At 52.9% G+C, this 14,052-nt stretch carries 14 protein-coding genes; 4 read left to right on the forward strand and 10 right to left on the reverse strand.

Annotation, left to right across the window (positions count from 1 at the left end; translation table 11 throughout):
• Positions 1-19: 19 nt before the first annotated feature.
• Positions 20-844: a 3-deoxy-8-phosphooctulonate synthase gene (gene kdsA / locus R3I13_RS20860; protein ID WP_346319911.1), complete on the reverse strand. Its 825-nt coding sequence runs from the start codon at positions 842-844 to the stop codon at positions 20-22.
• A 191-nt stretch (positions 845-1,035) separates the two neighbouring features.
• Here kdsA and R3I13_RS20865 point away from each other — a divergent pair, with 191 nt between their 5' ends.
• Positions 1,036-1,992, forward strand: coding sequence for an NAD-dependent epimerase/dehydratase family protein (locus R3I13_RS20865; protein WP_346319912.1), 957 nt, complete (start codon positions 1,036-1,038; stop codon positions 1,990-1,992).
• Positions 1,993-2,090: 98 nt separating this feature from the next.
• Positions 2,091-3,695, forward strand: coding sequence for a hypothetical protein (locus R3I13_RS20870; RefSeq protein WP_346319913.1), 1,605 nt, complete (start codon positions 2,091-2,093; stop codon positions 3,693-3,695).
• A 75-nt stretch (positions 3,696-3,770) separates the two neighbouring features.
• Here R3I13_RS20870 and R3I13_RS20875 read toward each other — a convergent pair whose 3' ends face one another.
• The 9 genes from R3I13_RS20875 to R3I13_RS20915 all read right to left on the reverse strand — a co-directional run bounded on the left by R3I13_RS20875 (position 3,771) and on the right by R3I13_RS20915 (position 11,517).
• Positions 3,771-5,015 carry a GTP-binding protein gene (locus R3I13_RS20875; RefSeq protein WP_346319914.1) on the reverse strand — a complete coding sequence of 415 codons (1,245 nt, stop codon included), beginning with the start codon at positions 5,013-5,015 and terminating at the stop codon, positions 3,771-3,773.
• Positions 5,016-5,037: 22 nt separating this feature from the next.
• A complete protein-coding gene (gene cysD / locus R3I13_RS20880) occupies positions 5,038-5,943 on the reverse strand; it encodes a sulfate adenylyltransferase subunit CysD (RefSeq protein WP_346319915.1) in 906 nt (301 codons plus the stop codon).
• A 20-nt stretch (positions 5,944-5,963) separates the two neighbouring features.
• On the reverse strand, positions 5,964-6,653 hold the full coding sequence (locus tag R3I13_RS20885; RefSeq protein WP_346319916.1) for a phosphoadenylyl-sulfate reductase: 690 nt from the start codon (positions 6,651-6,653) through the stop codon (positions 5,964-5,966).
• Positions 6,654-7,148: 495 nt separating this feature from the next.
• Entirely contained in the window at positions 7,149-7,565 is a 417-nt protein-coding gene (locus R3I13_RS20890; protein WP_346319917.1) for an Rrf2 family transcriptional regulator, read from the reverse strand.
• Between the two features lie 96 nt (positions 7,566-7,661).
• Positions 7,662-8,378, reverse strand: a complete 717-nt coding sequence (gene dapB, locus R3I13_RS20895; RefSeq protein ID WP_346319918.1) for a 4-hydroxy-tetrahydrodipicolinate reductase — start codon at positions 8,376-8,378, stop codon at positions 7,662-7,664.
• A 23-nt stretch (positions 8,379-8,401) separates the two neighbouring features.
• Positions 8,402-9,079, reverse strand: coding sequence for a DUF5683 domain-containing protein (locus R3I13_RS20900; protein WP_346319919.1), 678 nt, complete (start codon positions 9,077-9,079; stop codon positions 8,402-8,404).
• Positions 9,069-9,986 (reverse strand): ParB/RepB/Spo0J family partition protein, encoded by a 918-nt coding sequence (locus R3I13_RS20905; protein WP_346319920.1) that lies wholly within the window; start codon positions 9,984-9,986, stop codon positions 9,069-9,071. Before R3I13_RS20905 ends, R3I13_RS20900 begins: the two co-directional genes overlap by 11 nt.
• Entirely contained in the window at positions 9,970-10,791 is an 822-nt protein-coding gene (locus R3I13_RS20910; RefSeq protein WP_209148670.1) for an AAA family ATPase, read from the reverse strand. Before R3I13_RS20910 ends, R3I13_RS20905 begins: the two co-directional genes overlap by 17 nt.
• Positions 10,792-10,836: 45 nt before the next feature.
• Positions 10,837-11,517 (reverse strand): metal-dependent hydrolase, encoded by a 681-nt coding sequence (locus R3I13_RS20915; protein WP_346319921.1) that lies wholly within the window; start codon positions 11,515-11,517, stop codon positions 10,837-10,839.
• Between the two features lie 262 nt (positions 11,518-11,779).
• Between R3I13_RS20915 and R3I13_RS20920 the strand changes: the two genes are divergently transcribed.
• Together R3I13_RS20920 and R3I13_RS20925 are read left to right on the forward strand one after the other, a co-directional pair.
• Entirely contained in the window at positions 11,780-13,042 is a 1,263-nt protein-coding gene (locus R3I13_RS20920; RefSeq protein WP_346319922.1) for a metallophosphoesterase, read from the forward strand.
• Positions 13,043-13,062: 20 nt separating this feature from the next.
• Positions 13,063-14,052 carry a hypothetical protein gene (locus tag R3I13_RS20925; protein WP_346319923.1) on the forward strand — a complete coding sequence of 330 codons (990 nt, stop codon included), beginning with the start codon at positions 13,063-13,065 and terminating at the stop codon, positions 14,050-14,052.

The raw sequence follows: 14,052 nt of genomic DNA on the forward strand, positions 1-14,052 counted from the left end.
GTTACGAGTACCTTTTTATTTATTGTTTCACCACCACTTCGCGGATGCGCACCAGCTGTTCCAGCAAGGGTTCCAGCAGGTCCAGCTGCAGCATGTTGGCGCCGTCGGACTTTGCGCAGGAAGGATCCGGGTGGGTTTCTATGAACAAACCATCTGCGCCGGTGGCAATGGCCGCCTTGGCGATGGTGCCGATCATTTTGGGATTGCCGCCGGTAACGCCTCCGGGCTGGTTGGGCTGCTGCAGCGAATGCGTACAGTCCATCACCACGGGTACGTTGTGGCCTTTCATGATGGGGATGTTGCGGTAATCCACCACCAGGTCCTGGTAACCGAAAGTAGTGCCTCTTTCGGTGAGCAGCACGTGTTTGTTGCCCGCCTGCTCTATTTTTTCAACGGCAAACTTCATGGATTCACCGCTCAGGAACTGCCCCTTTTTCACGTTCACGAATTTGCCGGTATCTGCGGCGGCCAGCAGGATGTCCGTTTGACGGCAGAGGAACGCGGGGATCTGCAGCACATCCACGTAAGCCGCGGCCATAGCGGCTTCTGCGGCGGAGTGGATATCGGAAGTGACAGGAAGGTTGAAGGTTTGACCTACCTTTTGCAGGAGGTCCAGCCCTTCCACGTCGCCGATGCCGGTGAAGGAATTAACGCTGGTGCGGTTGGCCTTGCGGTACGAGGCCTTGAATACGTAAGGAATATTGAGCCTTTTGCAGATCGCGGATACTTTTTCCGCTACGCCCATCACCAGGTCTTCATCTTCGATCACACAGGGGCCCGCGATAAGAAAGAAGTTTGCAGGATTGTATTGTTCTTTGAACAGTGCTTTTAATGTATTTGCCATTAGTCTGTTTACTTTATTGTTTGTCTGATGGCGCAAAATTAGCTTATTTCCCGTTAAGGCTGATGGGCAGGTTACGAATCACAACAGCAATGGGTTCAAATTGTTATTGTATTGTCATTGTTTGGAAGGGCAATTCCGGTAATATTGCCACTTGAAATTAAATTTGGGCACAAATCTATACAACCTACCATATGAAGAAAGATAAGATCCTGGTAATTGGCGCATGCGGACAGATAGGCGTGGAGCTGACACTCGCCCTGCGTAAAATGTACGGCGACAACAATGTAATTGCATCAGACCTCCGCGAAGAGCACGAGCTGCTGAAGGGCACCGGCCCTTACGTGTCGCTGGACGTGATGAACAAGGAAATGCTGCATGTGCTCGTGATCCGTCACAACATTACCCAGGTCTACCTCCTGGCCGCCATCCTGAGCGCCACCGGCGAAAAGAACCCGCTGCTGGCCTGGCATATCAACATGGCCAGTTTGCTGAATGTGCTGGATATTGCGAAAGAAGAAGGATTGGATAAGATCTACTGGCCCAGCTCCATCGCCGTATTCGGTCCCAACAGCCCCCGGCAGGAAACGCCCCAGCACACGATCATTGAGCCCACTACCATTTACGGTATCAGCAAGTTCGCCGGCGAACGCTGGTGCGAATATTACAACACCCGCTACGGCATAGACGTGCGCAGCCTGCGTTACCCCGGCCTCATCAGCTACAAATCAGCCCCGGGCGGCGGTACTACAGACTATGCGGTGGAAATTTACCACGATGCGCTGGAAGAAGGCTCCTACAAATGTTTCCTGAAAGAAGACACCTACCTGCCCATGATGTACATGCCAGACGCCATCCGCGCCACCATCGAACTGATGGAGGCAGACAGTGCGCGCATCAAGGTCCGGTCTGCCTACAACCTTTCCAGCATGAGCTTCTCCCCGAAAGAGATCGCTGCTGCCATCAAAGAGCACATCCCTACTTTCACTATCAGCTACGAGCCCGATTATCGCCAGCAGATCGCCGACGGATGGCCGCAAAGCATTGACGATGAGCTTGCAGGGCAGGACTGGGGCTGGAAACCCGAGTTCGATCTCCCAAAAATGACAGCAGATATGCTCAAAAACCTGAAAGCGCAGAAAGGAATGTAATTTCAACCTCTCCTATAAACAAGGCCTTCCCAACTGGGAAGGCTTTTTTGATACCAGATATATGATAATTATTTAGTATGTTTACATAGTATATCCCTATGAAACCGATGAGAAAAACCATTATCCTGTCCCTCCTGGCATGGTTCGCCATTCCCGCGCATGCCCAGTTTACCACCGTAGCCGAAAGCCCGGCGTTCCAGGAGCCGGAAGACGGCGCCGCCCGCATCCTTCAGCTGAAGAACGGCAATACGCTTTTCCTGCATTACACTGCCCGCCAGGGCCTTGCCATACAGTTATTCGACCCGGCGCACCGTCGCATAGATACTTTGCCTTCCCTCGCCAATCTGGCCTCCTACAAAAACGGCAACCTCGACGCCGCTTTTGAAGCCGGTGGAAACGCAGCGCTGTTTATCAGCGACCGTACGCAGAAACATCCCGTGATGCGGCGGCTCACGATCAACGGGCATACCGGGCAGCTGCAGGAAGATTCCGTGATCGCGGACCTGGACAAGATCAATCTCCGCAAAAAGAAAGTGAGCACAGCTTCTGATTTTCTCGTCATCAAAGACCCGTGGAGCGAGAGCTATGCCGTATGGATGTATTTCAATACAGATGAAGAAACAGACGGCGGTTACCAGATCGTGCATTTCGGGGCGGGGCACCGGGAGATCAGCCGCGCGCGGTTCCGGAACTTTGATCATGAAGTGCCTTTCCAATATTGGGATATGGCCGTGATAGGCGAGGAGCAGCTTTGCATCCTGGGCATGGAAGAACATAAGGCCGCGGATAAGGACAGTATGGTGATGAAGCTGGCCACCCTCGAAAAAGGCAAGATATTCTTTGCTTTCCACGACCTGAAATTCCCGAAAGGCGTGAACACGGTAGGCGGATTTATCAAATACAACCCGTATACAGACCAGCTTTTGCTGATGCAGGCGGTGAAAGACGACGAGAGGAAAACCGCCAGAACCATCACTTTCCTGGCTACCGTAAAACTGCACAGCATGCATATTTCTTATTCAAAAGAAATTTATCTCGACAAAGTGAACCGCAAAAGCCTGGAAGTATTCGGCCCGAAAGAAGAATATGCGGGCGTGCCGCAGAATATTTTCATCAAACAAGATGGTTCTTACGCCATCGTGTTCGAGGAGCTGGACAATCACGTGCGCATGATGAACAACACGCCCACCGTGATAAGCACGGTGCTGGCCAATGTGGCTGTGGTAGATTTCAGCGCGGAAGGCAAGGAGCTGAACAGCTGGATGATCCCCAAGCGGCAGATCAACCAGGGCGTGATCATGAGACCTTTTTACGTGAAGAACCGCGAGAACGTGCAGGAGAAGCTGAACTGGGATGATCAGTATAAATTCTTCACCTACATTCCCGGCTACATCCTCATCAACGACCTGGACGAGAAGCACAAGCAGCTTGAACGCGGCAAACAGCCTGCCATCAGGGATCTCAGCAACTGCCACGGGTATTTTTACCAGCTGGAAGGAGAAGAGACCATCCCGGGGCGCAACCTGGTATTTGCGCCGGACGACAGGCAGGTGGCCCTGTTTTCCATCGCCGATTACGACGCGGGGAAACGCAGGCTGGTAACGCTGAAGCGCATACCGGAAAGCAGGAAGGATGTGAAACTTGTATGGATGGATGTAGCGGAGCCCGGGAAGCCGGAAACCCGCATGGCTAAAGGAAATTAGCGCATTAAACGATATGAAAAAGTAAAGCCCCGGCAATTAGCGCCGGGGCTTTTTATTTTAGTTGACAGATGGTGCTTAGTCTATAAACCCAACAGCCACAGTGGCGTTGCTGAATTCGTCCACCAGGATGAACGTGCCGTTGGCCGGGTTTATTGCGTATGGGTCAGCAAACACGGGCTGGGCGGTCTTCAGCGAAATGCGCCCGATGTCGTTCAGGCCCATGTCTGTTTTTTCTTCCGTGCGGTTAGTGGTTACCTCGGTTACGCCCAGTATCTGCTGCACTTTCGCTTTGATGCGGTTGGCCCCATGCTGCAGCAGGTAGGTTTTGCCGGGCGTCAGCTTATGCTGGTCCATCCAGCAGATCTGCGCAACAAAATCCTTGCGGCCTTCGGGAACGTTGTCCGGCGTGGCCAGCAGGTTACCGCGGCTGATATCGATCTCATCTTCCAGCGTGATCACCACGCTGTCTCCGGCATGCGCCGCAGGCAGCTGCTGCTCAAACTTTTCGATGCTTTTTATTTTGCTGCGCTGGCCGTTGTGCAGGGAAACGATCTCTTCGCCTACGTGGAAGCTGCCGCTCGCAACTTTGCCTGCAAAGCCACGGAAGTCGTGGTACTGCTCGGTTTTCGGGCGTATCACGTATTGCACGGGGAAGCGGGCGGGATGCTGGCGGTCGTCTTCATCGAACGTGATGTTTTCCAGGTAATCCAGCAGGGGCTGGCCTTGATACCAGCTGATCTTTTCAGTGCTGGTCACCACGTTTTCGCCGTACAGGCTGCTCATGGGGATGATCTTCACTTCTTTTCCCTCGTAGAAGGAACCTTTCAGCAGCTGCTGAAAATCTTCGGTGATCTGGTTGTAACGCGTTTCGTCGTAATCCACCAGGTCCATTTTGTTGATGCACACCACCAGGTGCGGGATGCGCAGCATGCAGGCAATGAAGAAGTGGCGGTAGGTTTGCTCCACGATGCCTTTGCGCGCATCGATGAGGATGAGCGACACCTGGGCGGTGGAAGCGCCGGTCACCATGTTGCGGGTATATTCAAAGTGGCCGGGCGTATCGGCAATGATGTATTTGCGGTTGGGCGTGGAAAAATAGATATGCGCCACGTCGATGGTGATGCCCTGCTCGCGCTCGGCGATCAGGCCGTCGGTAAGCAGGGAGAGGTCGGTGAAGTCGAGCCCCTTGCGTTTGCTGGCCGCGGTGAGCGCTTCCATTTTATCCTGGGTGATGGATTTGGTGTCGAACAGGAGGCGCCCGATGAGGGTGCTTTTTCCATCATCCACACTACCGGAGGTGGTTATACGTAAAACGTCCATGTTGTCAAAAAATTCGTTGTGATTAAAAGTATCCGGCCTGCTTGCGTTTTTCCATCGCGGCTTCGGAACGTTTGTCGTCTATCCTCGCGCCCCTTTCGGATATCTTGGCGGCGAGTATTTCCGTGATAATGTCTTCCAGCTTGTCTGCTTCAGACAATACGGCGGCGGTACAGGTCATGTCGCCCACCGTACGGAAGCGCACTTTGCTGCGGAAGGGCACTTCTTCTTCGGTCGTGTTCAGGAATTCGGAATAAGGCCAGTACATCCCGTCGCGCTCAATGATCTCGCGTTCGTGGGAGAAATAGATGGAGGGAATGGCGAGGTTTTCTTCGCGGATATAATTCCACACGTCCAGCTCGGTCCAGTTGGAGATGGGAAACACGCGCACGTTTTCGCCGATATTGATCTTCCCGTTCAGGTGGTCGAACAGTTCGGGGCGTTGTATTTTGGCATTCCACTGGCCGAATTCGTCGCGCACGGAAAAGATCCTTTCCTTGGCGCGGGCTTTTTCTTCATCGCGCCTTGCGCCGCCGATGCAGGCGTCGAACTTCAGTTCTTCAATAGCATCCAGCAGGGTAACGGTTTGAAGTGCGTTGCGGGAGGCGTATTTGCCGGTCTCTTCTTTCACTTTTCCCTGGTCGATGCTGTCCTGCACATTCCGCACGATCAGTTCAAGACCGAGGGATTCCACGAGCCAGTCGCGGAACTGGATGGTTTCGGGGAAGTTGTGGCCGGTGTCTACATGCAGCAGGGGAAAGGGGATCTTTCCCGGGTGAAAGGCTTTCTGGGCCAGGCGTACGAGGGTGATAGAGTCTTTGCCGCCGGAAAAAAGGATGGCGGGCTTTTCAAACTGCGCCGCGGTTTCGCGGAGGATGTAGATGGCCTCATCTTCCAGGGCCCGCGGGAATTGCCATTGAATACTACTCATTATCTTGCTATTATACTTGATCAACTACTGTGTAAACCGCATTCTTTTTTCGATGTTTCCCACCACCAGCGGCCGGCGCGTGGATGTTCCCCCGGTTCTATGGCACGGGTGCAGGGAGCGCAGCCGATGCTGATAAAACCTTTGTCGTGCAGCTTGTTGTACGGCACGTTATGTTCTTTCAGGTATGCCATCATTTCATCGAAGGTCCAGTGGATGAGCGGGTTGTATTTCCACAACTGCCTGCTCTCATCCCATTCCAACACGGGCATATCCTGGCGGTTCTCGCTCTGTTCGGCGCGCAGGCCTGTTATCCAGACCTTGGTGCCTTGCAGGGCGCGGTTGAGGGGTACTACTTTACGGATGTGGCAGCATTCTTTGCGGTTCTCCACTGATTCGTAAAAGCTGTTAGGGCCTTTTTCTTTTACCAGGGCTTCTACAGCTGCGGTTTCAGGGAAGTACACTTCGAAATGCTGTTTGTAGCGGGCGAGGGTGAGGTCCATCAGGTCGTAGGTTTCCTGGAAGAGGCGGCCTGTGTCCAGCGTAAATACGCGGACGGGCAGCTGGTTGCGCCAGATGATATCTGCCAGCACCTGGTCTTCCTGACCAAATGAAGTGGAAAAAGCGACTGCGCCGGGGAATTCTTCTGTTAGTATGCGTATTCCTGCTGCAATATCCTTTTGTTGGGCCACCAGCCCTGCTAAATCTTTCATAAAACTTCCTCTCGTTGCCTGACAACAAAAATACATAAAACCTATAAAAAAGATGGACTAAAATGGATGTCTGGGGAAAATTATTGAAGAAGCGAAGAAATGGGCGCTGAAATAGCTGAAAATCAGTGTATTAGAGAAGGTGCGAAAAAAGAAGAGCCCCGGATCCGGGGCTCTTGCAACTTTCCTGGGGAACGTTATCATCAAACTCTCTGAAATGCGATTTTTAAAAAGATATACGCGTTAACAAGGGTAGGAGCCGGAGCCGCTATTTCCTGTGCAACAGGTATACCTGGTAAGGTGAATTTTCCAGGTGTATCAGTACCTAGTTCATTGGTAGACACAAAGTTATGGGAGTTGAAAACGCTTTGCAATACCTAGTTATAAGTATTTTTAAAACAGGCTTCATTAACATTTGACCGGCGCTTCATTGCGTCATTAACAAAAAAAAGGGAAAGACCCACGGCCTTTCCCTGCTTATAAACCCATATAACGATTTTAATCCCTGGTCAGAATGTCTTTGAGGGATTTGTTTTCCAGTAGTTTAAGGGTGGCGTCCCTTACTTTGCTCATTACTTCGTGAAGGCCGCAAACGGCTTCGTCCTTGCAGTTTTCGCAGCGTTCGTAGTAATTGAGGCTCACACACGGCAGCAGGGCGATAGGGCCATCGAGCAGGCGGATAATGCGCGCCAGCGGTATTTCCTTCGGCGTGCGCATGAGGTAATAACCGCCTCCTTTGCCTTTTTTGCTTCCTAAAATACCGGCGTTCTTCAACTCCAACAGGATGTTTTCCAGGAATTTAATGGAAATACTCTTCTCAGCCGCGATCTCAGAGATCAGGATAGGGCCTTTGTCAACATTTTCCGCCAGGTAAATTAATGCGTGGAACGCATATTGTGTTTTTTTAGACAACATAGTCGTTGATGCTCCTTATTTTTTGCACTCCCAAAACACAAATATAACAAAAAGCTGCCGTTTTTATGGCGGGCCCGGCAACCGCTATACGAACACCTACAGGCTCAGCACGTCTTTCATGGTAAAAATGCCCTTCTTGCCCTTCAGCCATTCGGCGGCTGTAACCGCGCCTGCAGCAAAGCCTTCGCGGGAATGGGCGGTGTGGATGATGGTGATATCGTCGATCGGGGAGTGGTAGTTGATGATGTGTGTGCCCGGCGCCGGGTCTACCCTGCGGGATTCGATGTACAGCTCTTCGGGATTGCTGGTATGCTCGTTCACCCAGGCCTTTTTACCGGGCACCAGCTCCACGATCTGCTCCGCCAGGGTGATGGCGGTGCCGCTGGGCGCGTCTTTCTTCTGGGTGTGGTGGATCTCCTCCATGTGCACGTTGTACTGGGGCTGGGTAGCCATCAGCTCAGCCAGGCGGCGGTTCAGCTCAAAGAAGATATTTACGCCGATGCTGAAATTGCTGGCGTACAGGAATGCCTGGTGTTTCTCAAGGCATTGGGCCTTTACCTGGGGCAGCTTGTCCAGCCAGCCGGTGGTGCCGCATACCACGGGCACGTTGGCGTCGAAGCATTTGAGGATGTTGTGGTAGGCGGTTTCAGGGGTGGTGAACTCAATGGCCACGTCTGCCTGGGAAAGATGTTCTTTTTCCAGCAGTTGCGGGCTACTGATGTCTATGCGGTGAACTATCTCGTGCCCGCGGCTCTGGGCGATGGCTTCGATGGCTTTGCCCATTTTACCGTATCCGATCAATGCTATTTTCATATCTGTGTAAATAAGGTGTGATTTTATCTGAGTGCAAGGCCCTTCAGCTTGTTCTTGCGGGGGCTGAGGGAAATATTGATCCCTATGCCGATGGTGCGGTTGTTGATCAGGCGGGGGCCGACGCGCATGCTAAGGTCCTCGCTGATGTCGAACTGCCGCAGGTGCGCAAACACGGTGGCGTCCACGATGTTGAGCGCATAGGCTGCCACGAACACCAGCACGGAATAATCCACGTACTGGCGGTATGCGTCGCGGAGGTAGCGCAGGTCACTGTCTGAATAAATGCCTGCGTATTTATCGTCGAAATCCGGGTTGTCCTGGTTGGCGACGCGTACGCGGTAAGCATCCCTGAATTCCTTGTATTTGTCCATGTTCCAGATGAACACCCCGGTGCTGACGCCCAGGGCGGCGTATACGAGGGGTACTTTCCAGTATTGGCGGTTGTAGATCTGGCCCAGGCCGGGCAGTACGGCTGAATAGAAAGCGGCTTTACGGGGACTGTGCAGGGCTTTGTAGTTAGCCAGCAGGGTATCGGTGGCTGAAACCGGGCTCAGGGTGTCCTTTCCCGAGGCGCGGAGGCTTGCGGCCGAATCCTTCAGCTGCCGGGTGATGAGCGTGTCCTTCTGCGCCTGGCTGTTGATCGCGGGCAGGAGGAACAGGCACAAAAGGATCAATACCAGGTACCCTGATCTATTTTTCACCGTATAATGATAATTTTTCCAGGATTGCGTCCAACTCCTCGTCTGAATAAAATTCGATGTTGATGCTGCCCTTACCGTTCTTGCTCCGGTCCAGGTTTACCTTGGTGGAGAAGTGGGTGGCCAGGTTGTCTTGGATCTTCTGGTAAGCGGGCGGCAGGCTGCTTTTGACGGGTTTTTTGGTGTTCCCTTTGTCTATATGGTTCACTTTCCGCACCAGTTCTTCAGTCTGGCGTACGGAAAGGCCGTTCTTCATGATCTCGCCGAAAATGTAGAGTTGTTTTTCCACGTTCTCCACGCCGATAAGGGTACGGGCATGGCCCATGCTCAGCTTGTTGTTGCGCACGGCCACCTGGATGTCCGGCGGCAGCTTGAGCAGGCGGATGTAGTTGGTAACGGTGCTGCGTTCTTTGCCCATGCGCTCGGCTACCTGTTCCTGGGTGAGGCTGATCTCTTCCATGAGGCGTTTGTAGCTGAGGCCGATCTCGATCGCGTTGAGATTTTCGCGCTGGAGGTTTTCCAGCAGGGCCAGTTCCAGGAGCTCCTGGTCGTTGGCCTGGCGAACGTATGCCGGGATGTCTTTCAACCCCGCCATCTTACTGGCGCGGAAGCGGCGTTCGCCCGCGATGAGCTGGTATTTTTTGCCGATGCGGGATACCGTCACCGGCTGGATAATGTCGTGCAGCTTGATGGACTGGCTCAGCTCCTGTAAAGCCTGCTCGTCAAAATCCCGGCGCGGCTGCTTGGGATTGATCTCAATCTGGTCCAGCGGTATCCGCTCAATGCCGGTAGCCTGCGCCACCACCTGTTCGCCCAGGGCGCTGGTGGTTTGCTTCAGGTCTGTGTCTATGTTCTGTAACAGCGAGCGGATGCCTTTCCCCAACGCCTCTTTCTTACTCGGATTGGTCATCGTTTATTGCAAGGATTTTATCTTCTGTTTTGATCTTGGTAAAGTTATGCTTTTGCAGTATTTCCTTTGCCAGGTTCAGGTAGTTGATCGCGCCGGTGCTCATGGCATCGTACATGATCACGGATTTGCCGAAGCTCGGCGCTTCGCCCAGCTTGGTATTGCGGTGAATGATGGTGTTGAACACGCTTTCTTCGAAATGCTGTTTCACTTCGTCTACCACCTGGTTACTCAGGCGCAGGCGCCCGTCGTACATGGTCATCAGGATGCCTTCAATTTCCAGGTCCGTATTCAGCCTGCTCTGCACGATCTTGATGGTGTTGAGCAGTTTGCCCAGACCTTCAAGGGCGAAGAATTCGCATTGCACGGGGATGATCACGGAATGGGAGGCCACAAGGGCGTTCACGGTGATCAGGCCCAGGGAAGGAGAGCAATCCACGATAATGAAATCGTACTCGTCCTTGATAGGATCGATCACCTGCTTCATCACCCTTTCCCGGTTGGGGTGGTTGATGAGCTCCAGTTCCGCGCCTACCAGGTCGATATGGGAGGGAAGCACTTTCAGGTTGGGGGTGTCTGATTCCAGTACCACGTCGCGCGCCTGCACGTCGTTTACCATGCAGTCGTACAGGCTCTGCTGGATGTTGCGCAGGTCGAAGCCCAGCCCCGTAGTGCTGTTGGCCTGCGGATCCGCGTCTACAAGCAAAGTTTTGTACTCCAGTACGGCCAGGCTGCTGGCGAGGTTGATGGCGCTGGTGGTTTTACCCACGCCTCCTTTCTGATTGGCGATTGCGATGATTCTTGCCATTGTTCTGTCTTAAAATTCTAAGGTTGAATAGGATAATAGGAATAATTAAACGTCAATAGTTTCTCCGATCGCCGGCAGCAACAGGGTAAGCCCCGCCGCCTCAAACTGGCGTACCGCATCCGCTTTGTCTATTTTAATGTAACCAAAGGTGTCATAATGTACGCCGATGATCCTGGTGCATTCAATGAACTCTGCTGCTATAATCGCATCTTCCACGCCCATGGTGAAGTTATCGCCGATCGGCAGGATCGCATAGTTTAATTTCGCCCAGCGGGGGACCAGCTCCATATCGAACGTGAGCGCGGTATCGCCGCTGTAATGGAAATTGCCTTCGTCGGTAATGAAAATGAAGCCCATCGGGTTGCCGCCGTAACTGCCGTCAGGCAGGCCGCTGCTGTGATGCGCCACGGTGCATTTCACCGTTCCGAAATCGAAGTTCCATTTGCCGCCCGTGTTCATAGGGTGAACCTTCTCGTGCCCCTGGCCCTTTACCCATTCGGTAACCTCGAAAGCCGCCACCACGGTAGCGCCGGTACGTTTTGCCAGGTCCATCAGGTCCGCCACATGATCCGCATGCCCGTGCGATACAAAAATGTAATCCGCTTCAATACGATTTACATCTATTGAACGGGCCAGCTCGTTGTGCGTGATAAAGGGGTCGAATACGATCTTTTTGCCCTTGACTTCCACCGCAAAGCTGGAATGGCCGTAATAGGTGAATTTCATATTGTAATTATATATTATAATAACCTAATCGGACAAAAATACAACCAATCTCCTAAATACGGGCCATGCCCCTGATTTATTTATTCACACCGCCATAGTGGGGAAAAGTAGCCTTTTTTTGCCCCGTTTTGCAATTTTTCAGTCACATGATCGTCTACCTAACCATAATGAAGCCCCGAACCGGGCGCTTTGTGGTAAATTCGCTGTTCGATTTTTTAAAACCTTTGACTGATAGCTATTTATGAGAGCCGGACCCAATTTAATGTCTTCGATCATCCTGGTGCTGATCATGGTATCTATAGACACATACGTGTTCATGGCCATGCGTACCCTGCTCATGAATCTTTCCCCTAAATGGAAAGCGCTGATATTCACTTTATACTGGCTGGCTTCCTCCATCGTGATATTTTCCATCGTCTTTTATTCCCGCATTCCCTGGGAAAAGTTCATGGAAGCCCGGTCGTATTACCTCACCTTCGCCTTCGGGCTGTTCTTTGCCAAGGCGCTCATTGTGTTGTTCCTACTGGCAGACGATGGCCGCCGGGCCGTGGTGTGGGTCTATGAAAAGTTCCGCTCCGCCCCGGCAGTAGCCGCGGCCGTAGACGGCAACCGCGAAACGGAAGGCATCAGCCGCTCCCAGTTCCTCATGAAAACCGGCTTCCTCATCGGCGGCACTATGCTGGGCACGCTGCTGTACGGGCTGAGCAATAAATACAATTACCACGTCCGCAAGATCCGCCTCACTTTCAATAACCTGCCCGCTGCTTTCAAAGGATTCAGGATCGTTCAGATATCGGACGTTCACTCGGGCAGCTTTACTGATAAAGCCGCCGTGCAGAAAGGAATCGATCTCATAAAGTCTCAAAAACCGGACCTGATCCTGTTTACCGGCGACCTGGTGAACGACAAGGCCGATGAAATGAACGACTACCTCACCGTGTTCAACCAGCTGCAGGCCCCGATGGGCGTTTATTCCACGCTGGGGAACCACGATTACGGCGACTATTACCCCTGGCCGGATTACGATGCGGACCGCCAGAGCAAGATGAAAGTGGCCAACCTGGAACGCCTCAAGGCCATGCACGGCGAAATGGGCTGGAGGCTGCTGATGAACGAACATACCGTGCTGGAAAAGGGCGGCGACAAAATAGCCCTGCTGGGCGTGGAGAACTGGAGCGCGAACCCGCGTTTCCCCCGCAAGGGCGACCTGGCCGCCGCATATGCCGGCAGCGAAAGCGTTCCCTTCAAGATACTCCTCTCGCACGACCCCACCCACTGGGACAGCCAGGTGCGCACCGAATACCGCGACATCGACCTGATGCTGGCCGGCCATACCCATGGCATGCAGTTTGGAGTGGAGATACCCTTCTTCAAATGGAGCCCTGCACAATACATTTATAAACAATGGGCCGGCCTTTACCAGGACGGCAAACAGCGCCTGTACGTGAACCGTGGTTTCGGTTTCCTCGGTTACCCGGGCAGGGTGGGCATCCTGCCGGAGATCACGGTGATAGAACTGGTCTAATTTTAGCTATATTGCAGGTGATGAAGAGCCCTTTTCTCATTACCATGGCCATATTCATCTCTGCCCTGAAAGCGGCGGGGCAAAACGCCGCGGACATGCAATCGCTGGCAGACCTGGAAAGGCAGCTGGATTCCCTGCTCAGCAGGCAGCCCAAGAGCGAAGTCGTGGTCGGGTTGGGATTCGGGAATAATCCCGCCTACGGCGGAAAGACCACCGATGCTTTCAGGCCGGTGAATATGAAATCCTTTTTGTCGCCCAACGTTTCCTACAATCATAAAAGCGGGCTTTACGCATCTACATACGCGTATTACCTGCTGGGCGCTTCGCAGAGGCCGTGGTTCGAGCTGGACCTTTCTGCCGGTTACGACTACACGAAGAACCGTGACTTTTTAGCCGGCGCCTCTTACACCAAATATTTTTACCGCGATTCTACCGATGTGCCGCCTACGCCTATCACCAACGAATTATTCGCTTATTTCTTCTGGCGCAAATGGTGGCTGGAACCGGGCGTCAGCTTCGATTTCGGCTGGGGGCGTTATAAAGAGTCCGACGGCGGCAACAGTCTTTCCGTAAAAGGCAACGATTTCAACATCATCCTGGATGTGCGCCATCCTTTCCTTTTCCTGGACGTGCTCAAAAAAGATGACGCCGTATTGCTCATGCCGGTAGCTTCCCTCACCACCGGCACCGCCAAATATTTCAGCAACCTCAAAAGTTTCCGGTATGTAAGCCGCTCCAGCATCGTCGAAAAGCAGGAGAAAAAAGGAAATGGACGTGGAAGAGGGAGAGGCCAGAACCCGGTGCCGGGCACGGATACGGAAGAACATTATGAGACCGTGCTCAGCGATGGCAGCGCCTTCAAACCGCGCGCGGTGGATTTTGGCCTGAGAGCTTCATACATCATCGGCAGAGTGGCCATATCGCCTTCCTATACCGTGTTTAAACTGCTCCAGGGAGAAGACACTTCCATCACCGGCTACTTCACCGCCAGCATAAGCGTTACGCTTTAG

The sequence above is a fragment of the Chitinophaga sp. YIM B06452 genome, from assembly GCF_039655965.1.
Classification (GTDB): domain Bacteria; phylum Bacteroidota; class Bacteroidia; order Chitinophagales; family Chitinophagaceae; genus Chitinophaga.